Raw genomic sequence first — 22,961 nt, forward strand, 5'->3', positions numbered from 1 at the left:
GCTCAGCGCTTCTTGACGAACTCCGCGCGCAGCACGAGGCCCTTGATGCCATCGTAGCGGCAGTCGATTTCCTGCGCATCTCCGGTCAGCCGGATCGACTTGATGAGCGTGCCGCGCTTCAGCGTCTGGCCGGCGCCCTTGACCTCGAGATCCTTGATGAGCGTCACCTGGTCCCCGTCGGCGAGCAGATTGCCGACCGCGTCGCGCACCTCGACCTGAGACGCCAGCTTGGTCTTCTCGGCGAGGTCCGCCGCCGACACCCACTCGCCGCTCTCCTCGTCATACACATAGTCGTCGTCGCTCACGCTGGTCCTCCATATTCTCGAATGGGGTCGGCCACGCGACGACCCGTCGGCGGGCTGGTAAGCCACCGGCCCGGGAAACGCCATGCCCGGCGGCGCTGTCCTACACGAACCAAATAGGTTATCTGCGCTGCCCATGCAGAACCGCGTGCCCACACCCCGCCCAGTGCTCGATTTCGAGCCGGTCCCCCGCAAATACCGCTACGACGGCTGGACCGCCGAGCGCCAGCGCGCCTTCATCGCCGCGCTCGCCGAGACCGGATCGGTCAAGGCCGCCGCCAAGCGCATCAACATGAGCTACGAAGGCGCTTATTACCTGCGCCGCCAGCCCGACGCCGACGGCTTCCGCGCCGCCTGGATCGCCGCGCTCGATCACGGCGTCCAGCGCCTCGCCGACATCGCCATCGAACGCGCGATCGAGGGCGTGCCCGTGCCGATCCACTGGCGCGGCGAGCAGGTCGGCGAGAAACGCCGCTACAATGACCGGCTGCTGATGTTCATCCTGCGCCACCACCTCGCCGATCGCTACGGCGCGCCGGGGCTCGCGCACGGCACGCGCAGCCGCGAGACGATCGAGCGCGAGGCGGCGGAGAACTGCCCGGTCTGCAAGGCCCGCGCCGCCGAGGACGAAGCGGCGAAGGCGACAGCCGTCGAGACGCTGAAGGCGAAAGCGCCTTGGCTCGAACGGACGCTCAAGCTCTACATCACCAAGGTTGCCGCCGAACGTAACGCGCGGCTCAAAGGCGATGTCGTGGGCGCAGACTTCGCGATGCGCCAGATTTTCTATATGGAAATGATGTTCGATTGCGCCGGCGCGCCCGACGCGGTGCTCGCCTTGTGGAGCGGCAGCAATCGGCACGACCAGCCGCTCGAGGCCACCACACTGTGCCGCTTCCTCGACGACGCCCGCCGCGCGGTGTGGGCGGACGAGGGCCTGATCCGCCCCCCGGTCAAGCTGCCCGCCCAGGCTTTTGGGTCGCCGACGATGCGCGGCGGACCGCATATGGAGGCGCGCTATGCGGCACAGGACGAGGCGTGCCGGCGGATGGCCGAGGCGCAGGCGCTGTGGGAAGCGGCGGCGACGGAGGAGGGGTGGGCGAAATGGTGTGGGGAGTGAGTGGGTGGTGTTTGGCTACTATGAATGGCTGATCGCCAAGGATAATCTCTCTATTTTACGGTAGATTTTTGCGTTGCTCAGCATCGCAGCTTGCGCTGCACTTCAGTTTTGCGAGTTTGCATTTTGGCGCTGCTAAGTATGCGTCCGAAGCGCCGTCGGAAATGATCGTGCTGCAAAGAATCCATTGATTTAAGAGAACTGATAATATTAAATTCATAATTATAATTGGATTTATCATCTATGGCTCACTTGGAAAGTGAAATAAATTTCAAATGTCCGGATTGTGGAGCTATCGTTGTCGACGACGTCACTGTCCAAGAAGAGGAAATTGGACAATATAGTTCTGTAAACGAAACAGATATCGCTTGTGAGCAGTGTCGCAGAGTTTTTCTGCTGAATATAACAAACTCTGGGGGACTAGTTCACGCTAATCTACCGGAGAGTCCGGGCGTCATTATTAATACGAGCCGTTGTGTTATAGTTGACGACATTTTAGATCACAGAAATTACGAAATTTCGTCAAGTCCTGAGGACGAACTAAGATACGCATTGATGGAAATTAGGAACGTCGTAACGGCAGGTACAGATAGCCTTTACGAACCAACACTTCATAGAATGGCCTTCGTTCAGCAGTTTTCCGCTTTGGAAGCATTTCTCTGTGATACTCTCATAAAGAGTTTGCGTAATAGTTCGTACGCCCTCGAACGCATGATTAGAATAAACAAGGATTTGAAAAGAATATCGCTTACGCTGGATGAGGTGCATAACAACCCAGGTATTGTTACGGATAGCGTTGAAAGTCTGATACGTGGGGAGGCTTTTCATAACCTCGGTAAAGTTGAATTGCTATTTGATATAGCGTTTCAATTCAAAATTTTTTCAGATAAAGATGTAAAAGCTAGGTTATTTTCAGCTATTCCTGTTAGACATGACTGTGTTCATAGGAATGGTAAGAGAATAGATGGCTCTCTTAGGGAAGAGGTAAATCATGCGTATGTGTGGCAGATGGAATATGATATTATAAGTGTGTTAAACCATACTGTGTTTGAAATTTCTCGACGGAAAATTAGTAAATTTGAAAATGATGATTTTTATATTCCACTTTGATGAACAGAGGTATTATATTGAACAATACCGCGATCATCGCGTTAACTGCATCGATAGTTATCGGTAAATGTAGGCGGTCGCTAATATTTGTCTGTCCGGGAAAGGCGCTCCGCGCACATTCGTCGCAGAGAGTGTCAGAATACAAAATAGAGCGTTGCGCGGTCGAGATCGACGTAAAGTGTTCGCACCTTCAACCCCGCCGCGGCAAAGCCGCGTCGTCGGACGGCGCTACAGCGCCGCCGGCCGGGCCGGTTTCGATCCGAGGCTAAGCTGCGCTTAGCCTGACGCGCTTCCTCAGTTCTCGTCGCCCATGCGAAGGGCCGCAATGAATGCTTCCTGCGGGATCGAAACCGACCCGTACTCCCGCATCTTCGCTTTGCCCTTCTTCTGCTTGTCGAGCAGCTTGCGCTTGCGCGTCGCGTCGCCGCCGTAGCATTTCGCGGTCACGTCCTTGCGCATCGCGCTGATCGTCTCGCGGGCGATCACCTTGCCACCGATCGCTGCCTGGATCGGGATCTTGAACAGGTGGCGCGGGATCAGCTCTTTCAGTCGCTCGACCATGCCGCGCCCGCGCACTTCGGCGGTGCTGCGGTGGACGATCATGCTCAGCGCGTCGACCGGCTCCTCGTTGACGAGGATGCCCATCTTGACGAGATCGCCCTCGCGGTAGCCGATCTGGCTGTAATCGAAGCTCGCATAGCCCTTCGACAGCGACTTCAGCCGATCGTAGAAATCGAACACGACTTCGTTGAGCGGCAGCTCGTAGGTCGCCTGCGCGCGGCCGCCGACATAGGTGAGGTTCTTCTGGATGCCGCGCCGGTCCTGACACAATTTCAGGATCGAGCCGAGATATTCGTCGGGCACATAGATCGTCGCGAGAATCCACGGCTCGGCAATGCTTTCGATCTTGTTGGGATCGGGCATGTCGGCGGGGTTGTGGAGTTCGAGATGCCCGGCGCCGTGCGCCAGCTCGATCTCGTACACCACGCTCGGCGCGGTGGTGATGAGGTCCAGATCATATTCGCGCGTCAGCCGCTCCTGGATGATCTCCAGATGCAGCAGCCCGAGGAACCCGCAGCGGAAGCCGAAGCCGAGCGCGGCCGAGGTTTCCATCTCGAACGAGAAGCTCGCGTCGTTGAGCCGCAGCTTGCTGATGCTCTCGCGCAGTTTCTCGAAATCGTTGGCATCGACCGGGAACAGCCCGCAGAACACCACCGGCTGGACTTCCTTGAAGCCCGGCAGCGCTTCGAGCGCGGGGCGCTTCACGTCGGTCAGCGTATCGCCGACGCGCGCCTGTGCGACATCCTTGATCTGCGCGGTGATGAAGCCGATCTCGCCGGGGCCGAGATCGGCGAGTTGCTCGATCTTGGGGCGGAAGCAGCCGACCCGGTCGACCAGATGCTCGGTGCCGGCCTGCATGAACTTGACGTGCTGGCCCTTCTTGAGAACCCCGTCGATCACGCGGATCAGGATGACGACGCCGAGATACGGATCGTACCAGCTATCGACCAGCATCGCCTTGAGCGGCGCGGTGGCATCGCCCTTGGGGTGGGGAATGCGCGTGACGATCGCTTCGAGCGTCTCGCGGATGCCGATGCCCGATTTGGCCGAGGTCAGCACCGCCTGCGAGGCATCGAGGCCGATCACCTCCTCGATCTCGGCCTTCACCTTCTCGGCATCGGCGGCGGGCAGGTCGATCTTGTTGATGACGGGCACGATCTCGTGATTGTGCTCGATCGACTGATAGACGTTGGCGAGCGTCTGCGCCTCCACGCCCTGCGCGGCATCGACGACGAGCAAGGCGCCCTCGCACGCGGCGAGGCTGCGGCTCACCTCATAGGCGAAGTCGACGTGCCCCGGCGTGTCCATCAGGTTGAGCGTATAGGTCTCGCCATCGTCGGCCGTGTACGACAGGCGCACCGTCTGCGCCTTGATGGTGATGCCGCGCTCCTTCTCGATGTCCATGTTATCGAGCACCTGCTCGGACATCTCGCGCGCGGTTAGCCCCCCGGTCTGTTGGATCAGCCGGTCGGCAAGGGTCGACTTCCCATGATCGATATGGGCGATAATGCTGAAATTACGGATCTTTTCGAGTGGAGTCGTCACGTCGGCCATTCTGTGAAACAGGGTGTGGACGAGCCGATAGCATTGCTTGGCCGATAAGCCAAAGCGCGCGGCCAAGAGACTGGCGATTACACCTGCGAAATGGTACGTCCCCGGCGTTTTGGGTCGCGGTCGATCTTTCAGGAGCGCCCACAGCCGGAGCATCGGCGCGGGTGAAATCAAGACAGGGGTTATTGATGCGTACATTGATTTCGGCGGTGCTCGTGGCAGGTGTGGCAATGGCGCCCGTGGCCGGGTCCGCGCAACGGCTCGCCAAGCCCTCGGGCGCGCAGAAGCTTCAGGACGCGACGGCGAACGACGTGCCGCACTGCTACAAGAAACTCGGCACGCTCTCGATCGTCGATGGCGACGATTCCCGTGGATGGACCCAGTATAATCTCGCGCCGCCGCAGAAGTTGCTCAAGGTGCTCGTGCAGCGGTCTGGCTGTTTCAACCTGGTCGATCGCGGCAGCGGCTTGCAGGCCGCGCAGCGCGAGCGCGATATCGGCGGAGGCCTCGGTCTCCAGCGCGGCGCGAACGTCGGCGTCGGCCAGATCAAGGCGGCGGATTACGTGCTTCAGGCCGAAGTGCAGGGCGCCAACAGCAACGCGAGCGGCAGCGGCATCGGTGCCGGCATCGGCGGGCTGATCGGCGGCCCGGTCGGTGGTCTCGTCGGCGGCTTGCGCAGCCGCAAGCAGGAGGCGAACGTCGTCCTGTCGATCACCAACGTCCGCACCACCGAGACGATCGCGACCGAGGACGGCTATGCCGCCAAGAACTCGCTGAGCTTCGGCGGCGGTGGCGGCGTGTTCGGCGGCTTCGCGGGTGGCGGCGTGGTCGGCGGCGGCTATGACAACACCGATATCGGCAAGATCGTCACGCTGGCGTTCATCCAGGCCTATTCGAAGCTGGTCAACGATCTCGGTCTCGTCACGCCGGGCGACGCCGGCACCGCGCAGGCGGCACCGACCAAGACGTTCAGCGCGCTCGCGCCGGTGACGATGCGCGCGACCGCATCGGCCAGCGGCAAGCCGATCCGCACGCTGACGCCGGGATCGATCCTCTATCCCACCGGCAACAAGAACGGCCTGTGGTGGGAAGTCGCCGACGAGAACGACAATGTTGGCTGGGTGCTCAACACCAAGCTCGGCCCGACGCAATAACCGCCGTTTCTCCGCCGGCGCGCCACTGTGCCGGCGGGGATCGACACCTCGATTCCTGTAGGAGAATAACGATGCTCAAGTTTCTGACTGCCTTTGCCGCCGGTTCGCTCGCGCTCGCCGCGCCCGCGCATGCCGCGCTCGCCGTCGGGGCGAAGGCGCCGCTGTTCACCACGCAGGCAGCGGTAGGCGGCAAGTCCTTCTCCTTCACGCTGCAAAGTGCGCTGAAGAAGGGGCCGGTGGTGCTGTATTTCTTCCCCGCCGCGTTCACGCAGGGCTGCACGATCGAGGCGCATGAATTCGCCGAGGCTGCCGATGAGTATAAGAAACTCGGCGCGACGCTGATCGGCCTGACTGCTGGCAATGCCGAGCGGATCAAGGAATTCTCGGTCACCGAATGCCGCAACAAATTCCCGGTCGGCGTCGCGACGCCCGCGACGATCACCGGCTATGACGTGACCTTGCCGCAAAAGACGGGCTGGTCGAACCGCACGTCGTTCGTCATCGCGAAGAACGGTACGATCGCTTACGCGCTGACCGAGCCGAGCCCCGAAGGCCATGTCTCGGGCACGATGGCGGCGTTGAAGGCGCTCGCAGCCAAGAAGGGCTGAGCGCGCGCATCTCGCCGCTTCCGCAAGGGGCGGCGAGAAACCTGCCGACATTCGACACGCGGGCTTGAGCACGGGCGTCTTTCGACGCTGCCGATGCTCAGGGTCTCGATCTTTTTGTTGGATATCGCTGCAATGGTCGGGGCGATAGGATTCGAACCTACGACCCCTGGACCCCGAGACCAGTGCGCTACCAGACTGCGCCACGCCCCGACACATTGCAGGGGAGTGCGCCTAGCGGCGCGACGGGGCGCTCGCAAGCCAAAAGTACGCACGGCGACGAATTTTGCGTCGGTTCCTTCGTGGCGGGGGTGCCAACTGGCCAATCCTGGGCGGACCATGAATGCTTTGTCATCGCGGTGCCCGCTTTCAGGCAGTCCGCCACGCTGTTAAGGGTAGGTCCGTAACGGGGATTATTGCAGATATGGCGAATGCGCCGGTTTTTTTTCGATGCGTCCGGGCGGCGGCGGCGGCGCTTCGCTTTGGCGGTCGGCGCGTTCATCGTGCTGGCGATCCTGTCGATCGTGGCGCTGGGGCTCTCGATCGGCATCGTGCCGCCCGCACCGCTGCTGCCGGTCGAATCCGAACATGCCGCGCTTGTCCGCCTGCCGCCGCCGCATGAGCCGCTGCTCAAGCGGACGCGCCGCGAATTGCTTGATTATGCGCGGATGCTCACCGGCGCCCCGCCACGCGGCGTCAAGCCGGCGGGTGATGTACCGCTCGCCATCGCCTTCCATGTGCCGTGGGATCCGTCGAGCGCCTCGTCGCTGCGCCGGCATATCAACGAACTCGACTGGCTGATCCCGGGCTGGGTGAGCGTCACCGGGCCGACCCACCACATCACCGTGTTCCGCGATGCCGCCGGCAAGGCGATCCTCAACCGCGCGGTGCGGCGGCCGCTGTTGCTGCCGATGATCCAGAATGCCGAACAGGGCAATTGGGACGGCGCCGGCATGGCCGCGTTGCTCCATAATCCCGCCACCCGCCGCGCTTTGCTCGACAAGCTCGAACCGTGGCTGGCCGCGAACCAGGCCGGCGGCGCGTTCTTCGATTTCGAGGAACTGCCGCGCAAGAGCCTGCCCGAGTATCGCGCGTTCCTGCGCGAAGCCAAGACGCGCTTCGCCAAGCGCGGCTGGGTGGTGGCGATCGCGGTTCCGGTCGGCGAGAATGCGTGGGATGTGAAGGCGTTCGCCACCGTGGTCGATCGCGTCTTCCTGATGGCGTATGACCAGCATGAACTGAGCAGCCCCCCCGGCCCGATCGCCTCGCAGGCGTGGTTCGAGAACGCCGTCGTGCGCGCGGCGTCTGGCGTGCCGCGCAACAAGATCGTCGTCGCGATCGGCAATTACGGCTACGACTGGCACAGCGACAGCAGTTCGGGTGGCGATCCGGTCGCGATCGACGAAGCGTGGGAGGCCGCGCGCGAGTCCGGGGCGACGCCGGTGTTCGACAAGGCGAGCGGCAACACCAGCTTCGCTTATCAGGAAGGCAGCGTCCGCCATGTCCTGTGGCTGCTCGACGCGCCTTCCGCCTACAACCAGCTCCGCTTCCTCAACCGCGCCAAGCTCGGCGCGGTGGCGTTGTGGCGGCTCGGCTCGGAAGATCCGGGTCTGTGGTCGATTTTCGGCCGCGCGCACCGCACGTTGCCGGCGCCGTCGGTCATGAACACGATCCCGGTCGGAACCGATGTCGATATCGATGGCAACGGCGAAATCCTCAAGATCGCGGGCGTTCCGGTCACCGGCGTGCGCAACGCCACCGCCACCAACGGAATGATCGACCGAGTCGATTTCTCGCGGCTGCCGTCGCCCTATGTCGTGCAGCGCACCGGCTATAAGCCCGGCTATGTCGCGCTGACCTTCGACGACGGCCCCGACCCGACGTGGACGCCCAAGATCCTCGATATCCTCAAGGCCGAGCACGTGCCCGCGACGTTCTTCGTGATCGGCGAAAATGCGCTGACGCAACGCCGTCTGCTCGAACGGATGGTGCGCGAGGGGCATGAGGTCGGCAGTCACAGCTATACCCACCCCAACATGGCGGGATCGACCGACACCGAGACCGCGTTCCAGCTCAACGCCACGCAGCGGCTGTTCCAAGCGTTCACCGGCCGATCGCTGCGGTTGTTCCGCGCACCCTATTTCGGCGATGCCGAGCCGACCACCGCCGACGAAATCGAGCCGGCGTTGCAGGCGCAGAACCGCGGCTACATTTCGGTCGGTCTTCACGTCGATCCCGACGATTGGAAGCGGCCGGGCGTGCCGGCGATCATCAACACCGTCCTTTCGGAAGTGGTGCCGCCACCGCATTGCGACGCCAATTCGGACGCGAGTTGCAGCCGCAACATCATCCTGCTCCACGATGGCGGCGGCAACCGCCAGCAGACCGTGGACGCGTTGCCGCAGATCATCCAGCAGCTTCGCGCCAAGGGCATCCGCTTCGTGCCGGTCTCGGCGCTGGCCGGGATCTCCCGGGACGTGGCGATGCCGCCGATTTCGGAAAGCGACCGGCTCGCGTCTTCGGCGGATCTGTTCGTGTTCACCGCGCTCGGATCAATCGTGGTCGGGCTGGGATGGATCTTCTTTTTCGCGATCACGATCGGCATTGCGCGCGCGCTCACGCTGTCGGCGCTGGCGCTGATCCAGGCGCGGCGCGAGGGGCGGACGGTGTTCCCGGCGATCGACCCGATGCGGTTCGTGACGGTGATGATCCCTGCCTTCAACGAGGAAACCGTCATCGAACGCGCGGTGCGCGGCGTGCTGGCGAGCACCGACGTTCGGCTCGAAGTGATCGTGATCGACGACGGATCGACCGATCGCACCAGCGAGGTCGTCCGTACCGCCTTCGCCGACGAGCCGAGCGTGCGGCTGCTGACGCTGGAAAATGGCGGCAAGGCGCGCGCGCTCAATCAGGGTTTGCTGCTCGCGACTGGCGAGATCGTCATCGCGCTCGACGCCGACACGCAGTTCGAGCCGACCACGATCGCGCGACTGGCGCGCTGGTTCGTCGATCCCGCGCTCGGCGCGGTCGCGGGCAATGCCAAGGTCGGCAACCGCGTGAACCTCATCACGCGCTGGCAGGCACTCGAATATATCACCGCACAGAATCTCGAGCGGCGCGCGCTGGCGCGGCTCAACGCGATGACGGTGGTGCCGGGCGCGGTCGGCGCATGGCGGCTCGAAGCGATCAAGAGCGTCGGCGGCTATCCCGACGATACGCTCGCCGAGGATCAGGATCTGACGATCGCGATCCAGCGTGCGGGATGGCGAGTCGATTACGATCAATATGCGGTCGCCTGGACCGAAAGCCCGGAGACCTTCAAGGGTCTCGCCAAGCAGCGGTTCCGCTGGGCGTATGGCACGCTGCAATGCCTGTGGAAGCATGGCGGCGTGATGGCGAGCGGCAAGCCCGCCGGGCTCGCCCGCGTCGGGCTGCCGCAAGCGATCCTGTTCCAGATCGTGCTGGCGGCGATCTCGCCGATCATCGATCTCGCGCTGATCGTCAGCTTCATCATGACCTATATCGCGGTGCGCGCGCATGGCTGGGCGCAGACCCAGCATGATGTCGAGACGATGTTGATCTATTGGCTGGTGTTCACCGCGATCGACTTGCTCGCAGCGACGATCGCGTTCGCGCTGGAGCGGCGTGAGAACTGGAAGCTGCTCTGGCTGCTGATCCCGCAGCGGATCGGCTATCGGCAGGTGATGTACTACGTCGTCCTCAAGGCGATCACGCAGGCGCTGCGCGGCCCGAAAGTGGGCTGGGGCAAGCTCGCGCGGACGGGGCGAGTGACGATGTAGCGCTGCGGTGCGAACGCTGTATATCGACGGATATGCTGAAACGCCTGCTCGCCGCGCTCCTGTTGTTCCTGACCGGGAGCGTCGCCATCGCGGCGCCGCCCGCACCACCGCTGGTGCTGGCGGCGGCGAGCTTGCAGGAATCGATGACCGCCGCCGCCGATGCCTGGGCAAAACGGGGGCATCCCCGGCCGACCGTGTCGTTCGCTGGCTCTTCCGCGCTCGCGCGGCAGATCGAAGCGGGCGCGCGCGCCGACCTGTTCGTCTCCGCCGATGAGGACTGGATGGACGAAGTCGCCGCGAAGCATCTGATCGCGCCCAGGACGCGCGCGACGTTTCTCGGCAACCGACTGGTGATCGTCGCCCCCGCCGGCAGCACCGCGCGCGCGCCAGCGGGCGGAGCGCGGCTCGCGCGGTTCCTGAGCGCCGGGCCGCTGGCGATGGCAGATCCGGCGGTGCCCGCTGGAAGGTACGGTCGTGTTGCTTTGACCAGCCTGGGTGTGCTGGCGGCGGTACAATCGCATATCGTCTCGGCCGAAAATGTCCGCGCGACGCTCGCGCTGGTCGAACGCGGCGCGGCGCCGCTCGGCATCGTCTATGCGACCGACGCGCGCGCCTCGGCCAAGGTGCGGATCGCGGGTGTGTTCCCGCAGGCGACGCACCCGCCGATCCGCTATCCGATCGCGCGGCTGGCGACCTCGGCCAACCCCGAGGGCGAAGCTTTCCGGCGCTTTCTGTTGAGTCGCGCGGGCAAGGCGATCTTCGTGCGCTACGGTTTCTCGGCCAAGTGACGTGTACCGAAACCGTTCCCGCGCTTTCGCGGGGGAACCGCGACGAGTGGCTCGCGCGATGCTGACGCCCACCGAATGGCAGATCGTGCTGCTCTCGCTCCGCGTCAGCCTCGTCGCGATGGCCGTGACGCTGCCGCTGGCGTTCGCGCTCGCCTGGCTGCTCGCCCGCGTGCGGTTTCCGGGCAAGCTGCTGGTCGACGCAGTCGTTCACCTGCCGCTGGTGGTGCCGCCGGTCGTGACCGGCTGGGTGCTGCTGATCCTGTTCGCACCTTCCGGGCCGATCGGTGGTTGGCTCGATCGCGCGTTCGGCGTCACCGTGCTGTTCCGCTGGACCGGGGCGGCGATCGCGGCGGGGGTGATGGCGTTGCCGCTGATGGTGCGCGCGATGCGGCTGTCGATCGAGGCGGTCGACCGGCGGCTGGAGAATGCCGCGCGGACACTCGGCGCAGGGCGTTGGCGCGTGTTCCGCACGATCACGCTGCCGCTCAGCCTGCCCGGCGTCGCGGCGGGGCTGGTGCTCGGTTTCGCGCGCGGGCTCGGCGAGTTCGGCGCGACGATCACCTTCGTGTCGAACGTGCCGGGCGAGACGCAGACGCTGCCGCTGGCGATCTACAGCGCGTTGCAACAGCCCGGCGGCGATGCGCTGGTGTGGCGACTGTCGGCCATCTCGGTCGCGCTGTCGCTGGCGGCGTTGGTCGTGTCCGAACTGCTCGTGCGCCGCGCGGGGAGGGGGCACGGTGGCGTTTGACCTGCGTTTAACCAAGCACCTTGGCGAAACGCGGATCGATTTCGCGTTGGAAGCCGGCGCGGGCGCGACGGTGTTGTTCGGCCCATCGGGCGCGGGCAAGACGAGTGTGCTCAACATGATCGCTGGGCTGTTGCGGCCCGATGCGGGCCATGTCCGCGTGAGCGGGGACACGCTGTTCGATGCGGATGCACGCATCGACCTGCCGCCCGAGCGTCGTCGCGCCGGCTATGTCTTTCAGGAACCCCGGCTGTTCCCGCATCTGCGCGTGCGCGACAATCTGCGTTACGGTGCGCCGGGCGGGTTGCTGGACATGGCGGCGATCGGTTTTCTCGGCATCGCGCATTTGCTCGATCGCTGGCCGCGAACGCTCTCGGGGGGGGAGGCGCGGCGGGTCGCGATCGGCCGCGCCTTGCTCGGCGCACCCGCGTTCCTGCTGCTCGATGAGCCGCTTTCGTCGCTGGATCGTGCGCGGCGCGAGGAGATCCTCGCCGCGATCGAGCATATCCGCGATACGGTGCGGCTGCCGATCCTGATGGTGACTCACGACGCGAGCGAGGCCGAACGGATCGGCACACGGATCGTCACGGTCGGGTAGAGGACTTATGAAAAAGGGGCGAGCGCACGCGCGCCCGCCCCGATCGGCTTACTTCTTGTGCTTGCGATGCGCCTTGTGCGCGCCGCCCGCGCCCTCGCGGCACTGGTCCTTCACGCCCGCCGAGCAGACCGGATAGCTTTCCGGCGCGGCGGGGGCGGGGTTGGCGACCGGCGCGCCCATCTGCACCTGCGGGGTGCCGGTGGCAGCCGCTGGCGCGGCCGTGGTGGCCGTGTCCGCAGCCGGAGCGGCGGCGTCGGCCGGTGCCGCCGGGGCAGCGGCGTCCGCTGGCGCGGTCGCGGGCGCGGTCTGCGCGTCGGGGGTGGCGGTCTGGGCGAAAACGGCGACGGGGGTAGCAACCGCCAGCGCGGCGAGCATCATCAGCTTCATCGGTTCACTCCTGCAATAACGGGCAGCTTTATCCGCTGCGCGCCGGACTAACGCACGTCAGCGCCCAAGGCTCCCTCGTTTCGGTGCCGATTCGAAAATTGCGATGGACCGGCTTGCGCGCCGGTCTATCCGAACAGGATGGGTCATGCACCCGAGTCCAGCGCATAGCCCGCCGAGCGCACCGTGCGGATGATGTCCGGCCGGTCGTCGCCGTTGATCGCCTTGCGCAGCCGGCGGATGTGGACGTCGACGGTGCGGCTCTCGATGTCGCTGTCGTGCCCCCACACCGCATCGAGCAGCCGCTCGCGCGAAAACACCCAGCCCGGATGTTCGAGGAAATGCTTGAGCAGGCGGAATTCGGTCGGCCCGAGCGGGATCACCTCGCCCGCGCGGCGGACCTTGTGGCCGACCGTGTCCATCTCGATGTCCGAATAGGTGAGCTGCTCGCCCGCCAGCGCCGGCCGCACCCGGCGCAGCACCGCGCCGACGCGCGCGACCAGTTCGCGCGGGGAAAACGGCTTGGTGACGTAATCGTCCGCACCGGTCTCCAGCCCGCGCACGCGATCCTCTTCCTCGCCGCGCGCGGTCAGCATGATGATCGGCACGTTGGCGGTTTCCGGCATGCGGCGGAGGCGCCGGCATACCTCGATCCCCGAAAGCCCTTCGACCATCCAGTCGAGCAGGACGATGTCGGGTGTCGCTTCCTTGGCGAGCAGCAGCGCCTCCTCGCCGTCCGGCGTCTGCTTCACGTCGAAATCCTCGCGCTTGAAGTGCCAGATCAGCAATTCGGCAAGCGCGGCATCGTCTTCCACCAGCAACATCTTGGCCCGGGCCATGTGCTTACTCCCCTTGACGCGTTACGAAAGCGCCGCGATCGCGCTCGGCCATGTGCGTGCCGGTCGCGGCGAAATAGACCATCTCGGCGATGTTGGTCGCGTGATCGCCGATCCTCTCCAGATTCTTGGCGATGAACAGCAGGTGCGTGACCTGGCCGATCGTCGCGGGATTTTCCATCATGTGCGTGACCAGCACACGGAACAGGCTGTTGTAGAAATCGTCGACCGCGCGGTCGCGCGCGCAGACCTGTTGCGCCGCCTCGGCATCGCGCGCGGCGAACGCGTCGAGTACGTCATGCACCATTTCGATCGCGAGCGCGGCCATCGCCGGCAGCACTGACAGCGGCTCGATCTCGCCGTGCGAATCGATCAAGGGCGTGCGCTTGGCGATATTCTTCGCGTAATCGGCGATCCGCTCGATCACCCCGGCGATCTTGAGCGCCGCCACCACGTCGCGCAGATCGTCGGCGAGCGGCGCACGCAGCGCGATGATGCGCACGGCGAGTTCCTCGGCCTGCACTTCGAGCTGGTCGATCTTCTTGTCGTTGCGGACAATCTCGGCGGCGGTTTCGAGATCGTGGCGCTTCAGCGCCTCGATCGCGTGGCCGATCGCCTGTTCGGCAAGCCCGCCCATCTGCGCGATCAGCCCGCGGAGCTGGCCGATCTCGTCGTCGAAGACCTTGATGGTATGTTCGTAAGTGCCCATGCGCGCGTCCTTCAGCCGTACCGGCCGGTGATGTAATCCTTGGTGCGTTCCTGCCGCGGATTGGTGAAGATGTCCGAGGTCGAACCCGATTCGACCAACGCGCCGAGATGGAAGAAGGCGGTGCGCTGCGAAACGCGCGCCGCCTGCTGCATGTTGTGCGTGACGATGACGATCGCGTAGCGGCCCTTCAGTTCGTGGATCAGTTCCTCGATCTTGGCGGTCGCGATCGGGTCGAGCGCGCTGCACGGCTCGTCCATCAGGATCACCTCGGGATCGACCGCGATCGCGCGGGCGATGCAAAGCCGCTGTTGCTGACCGCCCGAAAGTGCGGTGCCGCTGTCGGACAGGCGATCCTTCACCTCGTCCCACAGGCCGGCGCGATTGAGCGAGCGCTCGACGATGTCGGCAAGCTGGGCGTGGTTGGAGGCAAGGCCGTGGATGCGCGGACCGTAAGCGACGTTCTCGAAGATCGACTTGGGGAACGGGTTCGGCTTCTGGAACACCATGCCGACGCGCGCGCGCAATTGCACCACGTCCATCTCGGGCGCGTAAATATCCTCGCCGTCGAGATCGATCTCGCCTTCGACGCGCGCCGAGGGAATCGTGTCGTTCATGCGGTTGAGCGTGCGCAGGAAGGTCGATTTGCCACAGCCCGACGGGCCGATCAGCGCAGTCACCACGTCGCGGTCGAAATCGATCGACACGTCGCTGATCGCCTGCTTGTCGCCGTAGAAGACGTTGACGTGGCGAGCGGAAATCTTGTGGGAAGCAGCGGTCACCAGCGAGTCTCGAATCTGTTGCGGAGGTAGATCGCGACGCCGTTCATCGCGAGCAGGAAGACGAGCAGGACGAGGATCGCGGCGCTGGTCTTCTCGACGAAGCCGCGATTGACCTGATCGGACCACAGGAAAATCTGCACCGGCAGCACCGTCGCCGGATCGCGCAGCCCCCCCGGCGGCGCGGTGATGAACGCGCGCATGCCGATCATCAGCAACGGCGCGGTCTCGCCGAGCGCGCGGGCCATGCCGATGATCGTGCCGGTGAGGATGCCCGGCATCGCCAGCGGCAGGACGTGGTGGAACACGACCTGCACCGGACTGGCGCCGATCCCGAACGCGGCATCGCGGATCGAAGGGGGCACCGCCTTGATCGCGTTACGGCTGGCGATGACGATCACCGGCATCGTCATCAGCGCCAGCGTCAACCCGCCGACGATCGCCGCCGAACGCGGCAGATGGAAGGTGTTGAGGAACACCGCGAGGCCAAGCAACCCGAAGATGATCGAGGGCACCGCCGCGAGATTGTTGATCGAGACCTCGATCAGATCGGTCCACCGATTATGCGGCGCGTATTCCTCCAAATAGAGCGCCGACAGCACCCCGACCGGGAAGGCGATCAGCAGCGTGACACACATCGTCAGTAGCGAGCCTTTGAGCGCACCCCAGATGCCCACCATCGTCGGGTCGGTCGAATCCGAACTGGTGAGGAAGAAGCTGTTGAAGCTGGTCTTGAGTGCACGCGCGGCGTCGAGTTTAGCGACGATCGCCTCGTCGGCGGGCGCGCCCTCGCGCTTGGCGGCGATGTCGATGCGGTCGGCGGCGGGCACCCACACGGTCGCACGGCGGCGGAGCAGCGATGGATCGGCCTTGAGCTGATCGCGCACCCGCGTCCATGCGCCATCCGACAACAGCTTGTCGCCGTCCGGGCCGTAAGCCGCGATCGCGGCGGCATCGGTCGCGGCGCCGAGATCGGCGGCGGCGAGCGCGAGGTCGGCGCCGCGGCCGCGCAGCTTGGCGGGATCGATCGCAAGCCGGCTATGCGCGAAATCGATCGGCAGCGCGATCTGCGTCTGAACGAAACCGCTGAGCCCTGCCGAGAGCATCGAGACGAGCAGCACGACGAGGAACCCGGCCGACATCAACACCGCGCCGAGGCCGAGCCAACGGAAGCGGCGCTCGGCGGCATAGCGCTTCGCCATGCGCCGCTGGTGCGCGGCGTCGCGCCAGTCGGTTGGTGCGGGTGTGCTGGAGATGGACGCACGCTCAGTCATACGCCGCTCCCCCAACCCGTTCGTGCCGAGCGAAGTCGAGGCATTCCGTCGAGCGGAGCCGAGACGGTCCTCGGCTTCGCTCGGGGCGAACGGTGAAAGGATGGCGCCCTATTCATAAGCCTCGCGATACCGTTTGACGACCGTCAGCGCGACGATGTTGAGCAGCAGGGTGATGACGAACAGGGTCAGTCCGAGCGCGAAGGCGGCGAGCGTCTTGGGGCTGTCGAACTCGGCCTCGCCGGTGAGCAGGTCGACGATCTGCTTGGTGACGGTGGTCGTGCTGGCGAACGGGTTGAGCGTCAGCGTGGCGACGCCCGAGGCGGCCATCACCACGATCATCGTCTCGCCGATCGCGCGGCTCACCGCCAGCAAGATGCCGCCGACCACGCCGGGGAGCGCGGCGGGCAGCAGCACGCGGCGGATCGTTTCGGACTGGGTCGCGCCCATCGCAAGACTGCCGTCGCGCATCGCGGCGGGGACGGCGGTGATCGAATCGTCGGCCATTGAGGAGACGAACGGGATGATCATGATTCCCATCACGAGGCCCGCCGCGAGCGCGCTTTCCGAACTCGCCCAGCGGACCCCGATCGCGACCGCGAAATCGCGCACCAGCGGCGCGACCGTCAGCGCGGCGAAATAGCCGTAGACCACGGTCGGCACGCCCGCGAGCACCTCGATCAGCGGCTTCATCCACATCCGCATCCGCGGCGCGGCATATTGCGTGAGGTAGATCGCGCTCATCAGCCCGAGTGGGATCGCCACGATCATCGCGATCACCGCGCCGATGAAGAATGTCCCCCAGAACAGCGGCACCGCGCCGAGTGATGCGCCGGGATCGCGCGGGTCGATCACCTGTGGGCTCCAGTGCGTGCCGAACAGAAACTCGCTGATCGGCACCATTCCGAAGAAGCGTGCCGATTCGAACAGCAGCGAGGCGACGATCCCCATCGTCGTCAGGATCGCCACCAGCGCGGCGGCAAGCAGCAGCGCCATGATGAGCCGCTCGATCTGGTTGCGCGCGCGAAAGTCCGGGCGGATGCGGGTGAACGCCCACGCGCCGCTCGCGAAGGCAAGCAGCAACGCGACGGTCGCGCCGATCCAGTCGGCTCGTGTCTGCGCGGCGGCATAGGCGGGTGCGAGCGTTGCGGCGAGTGGCGTCGGCGTGCCGAAGCCGTCGCCCCGCGAGATCAACCGCGCTTCGGTCAGAATCGCGGCGCGCTCGAACCCCGGCGGCGGCAGATGCACGGCGGCGGGGTCGGTCAGCACGCGATCCGTGACCAGGCCCGGCGCGCACGATGCCCAGACCGCGAGGAAGATGGCGGCGGGCAGCACCGTCCACATCGCGACAAACCCGCCGAAATGCGACGGCAGCGAACTGAAGCGCGCCTTGCTCGCGCGGCGGAAGCGTGCGGCGCGCATCCGCGCGCTCAGCCATGCGATCAGGCCGAGTCCTGCGATCAGGAAGAAAAGGACGAGAAGGGACAAAGGCGGCTCGGTCTGGAGAGGGTCAGGGCAGGGTGCGCGGATCGAGCGTGGTTGCCGCGCTGACGATCGCCGCGGCACGGGCACGCACGTCGGGGGGCGAGGCGATCAACCCTTTTGCGGCGAGCGGACCATTCGGCATCCACGAGGCGGCGTACAGGTTGAGGAATTCCCGCAAGCCCCGGATCGCGCCGAGATGGGCCTTCTTCACATAGAGGTAGAGCGGACGCGAGCCGGGATAGCGATTGCCAGCGATCGTGTCATAGGTGGGCGCGACGCCGTCTATGGCGAGGCCGTTGAGGCGGTCCTTGTTCTCTTCCAGATACGAATAGCCGAAGATGCCGACCGCATTGGAATTCGACTGGAGTTTCTGGACGATCAGATTGTCGTTCTCGCCCGCATCGACATACGCGCCGTCTTCGCGGATGCGCGTGCATTTCTGCGCGAAGTCGTCGGGGTTCTTCTCACGCAGTGCGACCGTTTCGGGCATCAGCGCTTCGCAGCCGCGCGCGAGGATCAATTCGGCGAGCGCGTCGCGCGTGCCGCTGGTTGCGGGTGGGCCGTAGATCTGGATCGGGGTCGGCGGCAGCGCGGGGTTGACGTCCTGCCAGGTGCGCGCGCGGTTGGGCTTGCCGTCTGGCGCGGCGGCCATCGCCTTGAACAGATCGATGACGGTGAGTGGAAGCGCGGGGCCGTTTTTCGCTTCCGCGAAGGCGACGCCGTCGAGGCCGATCGGCACTTCGAGGATATCGACGACGCCGTTCGCCTTGCACACGGCATATTCGGATCGCTTGAGGCGGCGCGAGGCGTCGGCGATATCGGGATGCTCGGCGCCGACGCCGCCACAGAACAATTTCAGCCCGCCGCCGGTGCCGGTCGATTCGATCACCGGCGATTTCACGCCCGGCGTCTTCTCGACGAACTGTTCGGCGACGATCGTCGTGAAGGGGAACACGGTCGAGGAGCCGACCACCTTGATCTGGTCGCGCGAGCCGGCGCCGCCGCCATTGGCCTGATCGGTACATCCCGCCAATGCCACGGCGAGCGCTGACGCGGTGACGATCGCAACCCTTCCGTGCATGAGGTATCTCCAGGCGAGGCGGTGTTGCCCCCGATCCGCGCTATCACCCGCAACACCAGCCTGTGTGACGGTTTGGTTACCGTTTTATGACGGCGCTCCCGTGCGCGGGAATCATCACCGCCACGGTGGTGCCTGTGCCGATCGTGCTTTCGATATCGAGCCGGCCGCGATGCCGCTCGACGATATGTTTGACGATCGACAGGCCAAGCCCGGTGCCGCCCGCCGCGCGGCTGCGGCCGGTATCGACGCGGTAGAAGCGTTCGGTCAGGCGCGGAATATGCTCGGCGGGGATGCCGTCGCCTTCGTCGCTCACCGCGAAGCGGACCATGCCGGTCGGCAGGCGTTCGAGCCGGATCGTGACGGGGGCGCCCTTGCGGCCGTATTTCATCGCGTTGCCGATCAGATTGTGCAGCACCTGGCTGAGCTGCGCGGCATCGCCCGATACGGGCGGCACCTCGGCGGCGAGATCGGCGCGGATCGGCACGGCGTTTTCACCCTGCGCATCGAGGATGCCGCCGCGCACTTCCTCGATCAGCGCGGCGAGATCGACCGCGCGGTCGGGCAGGCGATATTTCTCCGCCTCGATCCGCGACAGCGAGATCAGATCCTCGATCAGCCGCTGCATCCGCCGCGCCTCGTCGAACATGATCTTGAGGAAGCGTTCGCGTAGCTCCTTCTCGTCGCCCGCCTCGTCGCCGAGCGTCTCGATATAGCCGAGGATCGAAGCGAGCGGGGTGCGCAGTTCGTGGCTGGCGTTGGCGACGAAATCGACTCGCATCCGCTCGGCCGCGTAGCTGCCGGTCTGATCGACGAGGTGAACGATCCGCCGCCCGCCGGCCGCATCGCCGATCCGCATTTCCCAGCGCTGCTCGCGCGCGCCGAGCCCGACGAGGTTGACCGGCGGCTGCGCACCTTCGCTGGGCGGGCTCATCAGCCGTTCGGCCGCGCCCGGATGGCGGATCGCGAGCCGCACGTCCTGACCGATGATGTGCTGCCCGAGCAAAGTCCGCGCCGCCGCATTGGCATGACTGACTTGGCCCGAGGTGACGATCAGGATCGGCTCGACGATCGCGTCGATCACCGCCGGGATGTGATCGGGCGGTGGGGTGGGGTCGGCGGTCGCCACGGGCGATGCGTCGTCTTCGCCATCACCGATGCCGGCGGCGGTGAGCACCGCCGCGATGCCGCCGATCAGCGTGACGAGGCTCGCCTGCACATCGCCGATCAGGAACACCGCTGCGCCCGCGACGACGATGATGCCGATCGCGGCGAGCGTGCGAAGACCGAAGCCGTTCATCATGCGGTTTCCTGCTGCCTTCCGATCGGCCGAGAGTTCCGCTCGTCCTGAGCGAAGTCGAAGGACGTGTCCACAGGCATGAACTTCGATCTGGCCCGGCCCGAACGGGTTGCGCGAGTGTCCCTATCCGAAACATCGTTGACCGCGACAGGCTTGCTTGCCAGCCATTTATGATTGTGAAAGGGCTATGCCCGTAAAGGACGGTCGATGAGCGAAGACGGCGAGCAGCGGAACGACATTCCCGAGCGCGAAGGCCTTGAGTCGGTCGGCGCCACGCGGCGGCGCGCGCTGATGCTCGGCGCGGTCGGCGCGAGCGCGATCGTGTCGATCCGTCCCGCGCTCGCTTCGACAGCGGTGTCGATCGTGCACTGCCAGATTCCGGTGCCCGATGCGGCGCGCGCCAGCGGCTGGATCGCCGCCGACGGTTCGGTCGTGGCGAGCGGGACGGCGGGCGCGTTCGCGCCGCCGCGCCAGCCGCTCAAGGGCGAGGACGTCAAGCAGGCGCTCGCCGGTGGCCAGTTGCCCAGCGTCGAATATGAACGCAGCCAAGCCTATATGAAGTATGTCCGCAATCTCCATTCGGGGACGAGCGGATTCACCTGCTTCGCATCCTTGCAGATGCCGCGCGGCTGATTTCGCGTGGCGGCGGTGTACCGTGCCGCGCGGGCCGACGCGTTGCGGATCGTGCCGCTCGACGCCTTCACCGCGATCTATCACCGTGCTTCCGGCATCACGCACCTCGTCGGGCCGCCCGCGCCCGAGATCCTCGCGGCGCTCGGGCCGGACGGGCTGACGCTTGGCGAGCTGATCGCGCGGCTCGGCGAAAGCTATGATCTGCTCGACGCGGATGAGGCCGCGCTCGGCGCTCGGCTCGACGAACTGGTCGCGGCGGGTCTGGTGAGCACGGCATGAGGCACGCCTTTTCGGTCAGGATCGGGCCTGTCGGGTTTCGCGTGGGATCGGACTGGCGCGCGCCGATCCGCCAGCTTGCCGCGCTGTACGCCGGGTATCCGCGGCCCGAGGACGGCGTGCCGGATTTCACCGTGCGGCTGTTCGCGCAGCGCCCGTGGCGGCGGGTGATCCGTCCGGCGGTGATGATCGGCGGCGATTTCATGATCCCCGATGCGGCGCCCCTGCCGCTCGCACAGGGGCTGCTCGCCGCCGAAATGGCGATGAACCTGCAAATGGCGCTCGGCCAGCGCCGGTATCTGCTGCTCCATGCGTCGGCGGTCGAGCGTGACGGGCGCGTGTTGCTGATGACGGGCGAGTCCGGGTCGGGCAAATCGACGCTCGCCGCCTTGCTGTCGCGGCGCGGCTGGCGGCTGATGGGCGATGAGTTCGCGCTGATCGATCCGGTGAGCGGGCTCGCGCACGCTTTCCCGCGCCTCGTCAGCCTCAAGAACGCCGCGATCTCGGTGGCCGAGGCGGCGATGCCTCAGGCGCGCTTCGGCCCGTTGCTGGAAGGCACGCCCAAGGGCGCGATCCGCCATCTCGTCCCCGACGCGGCTGCGGTCGCGGGGATGGATACGCCGGGCGAGCCGGCGCTGTTGCTGTTCCCGCGCTTCGGTTTCGCGCCCGACATTCGCGAGGTCGCGCCGGGCGAGGTGTTCATGCGGCTGACTCAGGCATCGACCAATTATGTCGCGATGGGCGAACGCGGCTTCGACGCGCTGACCCGGCTGGTGCTGGGCATCCCGGCGCGCGCGATCGACTATCCCGACACCGACCACGCGCTCGCGCAGGTCGAGGCGTTGTGGGGCGCGCTGTGAACGTTGGCGCGAACGGCTGGTTGCTGGCGCGCATCCTGCGCGCGCCGGGCGACGCGGCGACGCTGGATGCCGCGAGCTGGACCGCGCTGATCGCGATCGCGCGTGCCGAGCAGATGATCGGCACGCTCGCTTGGCGGCTGCACGGCACCACGATGCCACCGGCGGTGGCGCGAATCCTCGCCGATGCGCGCGCCTCCGCCGAACATGGCCGCACGCTGGCGCTCTGGGAGGCCGAGGCCGCGCGGCGCGCGCTGGCCCCGCTCGGCGTGCCGGTGGTGCTGCTCAAGGGCACCGCCTTCGTCGCGGCCGGGCTGATGGCGGGGCAGGGGCGCTCGATCGGCGATCTCGACATTCTCGTGCCACGCGCGAGCCTCGACGTGGTCGAGCGCGCGTTGCTCGCGAACGGCTGGGAATGGGTCAAGCCCGACGCCTATGACGACGCCTATTACCGGCGGTGGATGCACGAACTGCCGCCGCTGATCCACCGCGACCGCGACCGGATGATCGACGTCCACCACACCATCCTGCCGCTCACCGCACGCATCACCCCCGATGCCGAGGGCTTGCTGGCGGATGCGGTCCCGCTGCGGGCCGAGGACAAGGGGGGGCTGGCCATGCTGTCGCGCACCGACGTGATCGTCCACGCCGCCGCGCACCTGTTCGCCGATGGCGATCTCGCCGGCGGGATGCGCAACCTTTGGGATGTCCACTGCCTGATCGAAGAGTTCGACGCCGAGGGGCTGGTCGAGCGCGCCGAACATCATGGCCTTGGCGACGCGGTCGGCCGTGCGCTGCGGCTGGCGGCGGCGCTCTACGGGGACGGCGCGACGCTCTCCCCCGGCGACCGGCTCTGCCTGCGCCGAATCACGGCCCGGGACGGCTGGGGTCGCGCGACACGCCCGTGGACGCGGCTGGCGTTCTACCTGCGCTCGCACTGGCTGCGCATGCCACCGGCAATGCTGGCGCGGCATTTATGGACCAAATGGCGCAAGCAGGGCGGTTGATTTCCAAAACCGTTTGTGTCG

General features: G+C 65.8%; 22 protein-coding genes and 1 tRNA gene. 12 read left to right on the forward strand and 11 right to left on the reverse strand.

The window, feature by feature from the left end; translation table 11 throughout:
- Positions 1-2: 2 nt before the first annotated feature.
- On the reverse strand, positions 3-305 hold the full coding sequence (locus J0A91_RS12855; protein ID WP_069205241.1) for an alkylphosphonate utilization protein: 303 nt from the start codon (positions 303-305) through the stop codon (positions 3-5).
- Positions 306-450: 145 nt separating this feature from the next.
- Between J0A91_RS12855 and J0A91_RS12860 the strand changes: the two genes are divergently transcribed.
- Entirely contained in the window at positions 451-1,419 is a 969-nt protein-coding gene (locus J0A91_RS12860) for a hypothetical protein (protein ID WP_150126910.1), read from the forward strand.
- 240 nt (positions 1,420-1,659) lie between these two features.
- Complete coding sequence (locus J0A91_RS12865; RefSeq protein WP_150126911.1) at positions 1,660-2,526, forward strand: hypothetical protein; 867 nt, start codon at positions 1,660-1,662, stop codon at positions 2,524-2,526.
- A gap of 294 nt (positions 2,527-2,820) precedes the next feature.
- On the opposite strand, the gene lepA is transcribed toward J0A91_RS12865, so the two are convergent.
- The gene (gene lepA, locus J0A91_RS12870; protein ID WP_069207292.1) at positions 2,821-4,632 is read right to left on the reverse strand and encodes a translation elongation factor 4; all 1,812 of its coding nucleotides are present in this window, start codon (positions 4,630-4,632) and stop codon (positions 2,821-2,823) included.
- 194 nt (positions 4,633-4,826) lie between these two features.
- Here lepA and J0A91_RS12875 point away from each other — a divergent pair, with 194 nt between their 5' ends.
- On the forward strand, positions 4,827-5,792 hold the full coding sequence (locus J0A91_RS12875; RefSeq protein WP_069205243.1) for a CsgG/HfaB family protein: 966 nt from the start codon (positions 4,827-4,829) through the stop codon (positions 5,790-5,792).
- A gap of 71 nt (positions 5,793-5,863) precedes the next feature.
- Positions 5,864-6,400: a peroxiredoxin gene (locus J0A91_RS12880; protein WP_069205244.1), complete on the forward strand. Its 537-nt coding sequence runs from the start codon at positions 5,864-5,866 to the stop codon at positions 6,398-6,400.
- 133 nt (positions 6,401-6,533) lie between these two features.
- Here the strand turns inward: J0A91_RS12880 and J0A91_RS12885 are convergent.
- Positions 6,534-6,610: transfer RNA gene (locus J0A91_RS12885), tRNA-Pro, on the reverse strand.
- Positions 6,611-6,828: 218 nt separating this feature from the next.
- Here J0A91_RS12885 and J0A91_RS12890 point away from each other — a divergent pair.
- The 4 genes from J0A91_RS12890 to J0A91_RS12905 are packed head-to-tail and all read left to right on the forward strand — an operon-like array spanning position 6,829 to position 12,328.
- Positions 6,829-10,197: a polysaccharide deacetylase family protein gene (locus J0A91_RS12890; protein ID WP_069205245.1), complete on the forward strand. Its 3,369-nt coding sequence runs from the start codon at positions 6,829-6,831 to the stop codon at positions 10,195-10,197.
- 32 nt (positions 10,198-10,229) lie between these two features.
- Complete coding sequence (gene modA / locus J0A91_RS12895) at positions 10,230-10,985, forward strand: molybdate ABC transporter substrate-binding protein (RefSeq protein ID WP_069205246.1); 756 nt, start codon at positions 10,230-10,232, stop codon at positions 10,983-10,985.
- Positions 10,986-11,043: 58 nt separating this feature from the next.
- Entirely contained in the window at positions 11,044-11,733 is a 690-nt protein-coding gene (modB, locus tag J0A91_RS12900) for a molybdate ABC transporter permease subunit (RefSeq protein WP_069205247.1), read from the forward strand.
- The gene (locus tag J0A91_RS12905) at positions 11,723-12,328 is read left to right on the forward strand and encodes an ATP-binding cassette domain-containing protein (RefSeq protein ID WP_069205248.1); all 606 of its coding nucleotides are present in this window, start codon (positions 11,723-11,725) and stop codon (positions 12,326-12,328) included. Before modB ends, J0A91_RS12905 begins: the two co-directional genes overlap by 11 nt.
- A 48-nt stretch (positions 12,329-12,376) precedes the next feature.
- Here J0A91_RS12905 and J0A91_RS12910 read toward each other — a convergent pair whose 3' ends face one another.
- The 8 genes from J0A91_RS12910 to J0A91_RS12945 all read right to left on the reverse strand — a co-directional run bounded on the left by J0A91_RS12910 (position 12,377) and on the right by J0A91_RS12945 (position 20,170).
- A complete protein-coding gene (locus J0A91_RS12910; protein WP_069205249.1) occupies positions 12,377-12,715 on the reverse strand; it encodes a hypothetical protein in 339 nt (112 codons plus the stop codon).
- A gap of 143 nt (positions 12,716-12,858) precedes the next feature.
- Positions 12,859-13,551, reverse strand: a complete 693-nt coding sequence (gene phoB / locus J0A91_RS12915; protein ID WP_069205250.1) for a phosphate regulon transcriptional regulator PhoB — start codon at positions 13,549-13,551, stop codon at positions 12,859-12,861.
- 4 nt (positions 13,552-13,555) lie between these two features.
- Positions 13,556-14,257, reverse strand: a complete 702-nt coding sequence (gene phoU, locus J0A91_RS12920; protein WP_069205251.1) for a phosphate signaling complex protein PhoU — start codon at positions 14,255-14,257, stop codon at positions 13,556-13,558.
- Between the two features lie 11 nt (positions 14,258-14,268).
- Positions 14,269-15,039, reverse strand: coding sequence for a phosphate ABC transporter ATP-binding protein PstB (gene pstB, locus J0A91_RS12925; protein ID WP_420852834.1), 771 nt, complete (start codon positions 15,037-15,039; stop codon positions 14,269-14,271).
- Positions 15,033-16,307, reverse strand: a complete 1,275-nt coding sequence (pstA, locus tag J0A91_RS12930; protein WP_069205252.1) for a phosphate ABC transporter permease PstA — start codon at positions 16,305-16,307, stop codon at positions 15,033-15,035. The genes pstB and pstA overlap by 7 nt, the downstream gene beginning before the upstream one ends.
- Before the next feature lie 108 nt (positions 16,308-16,415).
- Positions 16,416-17,792 (reverse strand): phosphate ABC transporter permease subunit PstC, encoded by a 1,377-nt coding sequence (gene pstC / locus J0A91_RS12935; protein WP_069205253.1) that lies wholly within the window; start codon positions 17,790-17,792, stop codon positions 16,416-16,418.
- Between the two features lie 22 nt (positions 17,793-17,814).
- Positions 17,815-18,870 (reverse strand): substrate-binding domain-containing protein, encoded by a 1,056-nt coding sequence (locus tag J0A91_RS12940; protein ID WP_069205254.1) that lies wholly within the window; start codon positions 18,868-18,870, stop codon positions 17,815-17,817.
- A 76-nt stretch (positions 18,871-18,946) separates the two neighbouring features.
- Positions 18,947-20,170, reverse strand: coding sequence for an ATP-binding protein (locus tag J0A91_RS12945; RefSeq protein ID WP_069205255.1), 1,224 nt, complete (start codon positions 20,168-20,170; stop codon positions 18,947-18,949).
- A gap of 204 nt (positions 20,171-20,374) precedes the next feature.
- On the opposite strand from J0A91_RS12945, the gene J0A91_RS12950 reads away from it, so the two are divergent.
- The 4 genes from J0A91_RS12950 to J0A91_RS12965 are packed head-to-tail and all read left to right on the forward strand — an operon-like array spanning position 20,375 to position 22,940.
- Positions 20,375-20,800: a hypothetical protein gene (locus J0A91_RS12950; protein WP_069205256.1), complete on the forward strand. Its 426-nt coding sequence runs from the start codon at positions 20,375-20,377 to the stop codon at positions 20,798-20,800.
- A gap of 6 nt (positions 20,801-20,806) precedes the next feature.
- Positions 20,807-21,079, forward strand: a complete 273-nt coding sequence (locus tag J0A91_RS12955) for an HPr-rel-A system PqqD family peptide chaperone (protein ID WP_240501998.1) — start codon at positions 20,807-20,809, stop codon at positions 21,077-21,079.
- Positions 21,076-21,936 carry an HprK-related kinase A gene (locus tag J0A91_RS12960; RefSeq protein WP_069205257.1) on the forward strand — a complete coding sequence of 287 codons (861 nt, stop codon included), beginning with the start codon at positions 21,076-21,078 and terminating at the stop codon, positions 21,934-21,936. The genes J0A91_RS12955 and J0A91_RS12960 overlap by 4 nt, the downstream gene beginning before the upstream one ends.
- Positions 21,921-22,940, forward strand: a complete 1,020-nt coding sequence (locus tag J0A91_RS12965; RefSeq protein ID WP_069205258.1) for a nucleotidyltransferase domain-containing protein — start codon at positions 21,921-21,923, stop codon at positions 22,938-22,940. Before J0A91_RS12960 ends, J0A91_RS12965 begins: the two co-directional genes overlap by 16 nt.
- Positions 22,941-22,961: the final 21 nt, after the last annotated feature.

Source organism: Sphingomonas panacis (assembly GCF_001717955.1).
In the GTDB taxonomy this organism is placed as follows: Bacteria; Pseudomonadota; Alphaproteobacteria; order Sphingomonadales; family Sphingomonadaceae; genus Sphingomonas; species Sphingomonas panacis.

Coding starts and splice junctions, on each gene's coding strand:
- J0A91_RS12875 (WP_069205243.1), top strand. CDS start 4,827: ATGCGTACATTGATTTCGGCGGTGCTCGTGGCAGGTGTGGCAATGGCG.
- J0A91_RS12910 (WP_069205249.1), bottom strand. CDS start 12,715: ATGAAGCTGATGATGCTCGCCGCGCTGGCGGTTGCTACCCCCGTCGCC.
- phoU (WP_069205251.1), bottom strand. CDS start 14,257: ATGGGCACTTACGAACATACCATCAAGGTCTTCGACGACGAGATCGGC.
- modA (WP_069205246.1), top strand. CDS start 10,230: ATGCTGAAACGCCTGCTCGCCGCGCTCCTGTTGTTCCTGACCGGGAGC.
- phoB (WP_069205250.1), bottom strand. CDS start 13,551: ATGGCCCGGGCCAAGATGTTGCTGGTGGAAGACGATGCCGCGCTTGCC.
- J0A91_RS12940 (WP_069205254.1), bottom strand. CDS start 18,870: ATGCACGGAAGGGTTGCGATCGTCACCGCGTCAGCGCTCGCCGTGGCA.
- J0A91_RS12950 (WP_069205256.1), top strand. CDS start 20,375: ATGAGCGAAGACGGCGAGCAGCGGAACGACATTCCCGAGCGCGAAGGC.
- J0A91_RS12880 (WP_069205244.1), top strand. CDS start 5,864: ATGCTCAAGTTTCTGACTGCCTTTGCCGCCGGTTCGCTCGCGCTCGCC.
- J0A91_RS12960 (WP_069205257.1), top strand. CDS start 21,076: ATGAGGCACGCCTTTTCGGTCAGGATCGGGCCTGTCGGGTTTCGCGTG.
- J0A91_RS12945 (WP_069205255.1), bottom strand. CDS start 20,170: ATGATGAACGGCTTCGGTCTTCGCACGCTCGCCGCGATCGGCATCATC.
- J0A91_RS12865 (WP_150126911.1), top strand. CDS start 1,660: ATGGCTCACTTGGAAAGTGAAATAAATTTCAAATGTCCGGATTGTGGA.
- J0A91_RS12890 (WP_069205245.1), top strand. CDS start 6,829: ATGCGCCGGTTTTTTTTCGATGCGTCCGGGCGGCGGCGGCGGCGCTTC.
- modB (WP_069205247.1), top strand. CDS start 11,044: ATGCTGACGCCCACCGAATGGCAGATCGTGCTGCTCTCGCTCCGCGTC.
- pstA (WP_069205252.1), bottom strand. CDS start 16,307: ATGACTGAGCGTGCGTCCATCTCCAGCACACCCGCACCAACCGACTGG.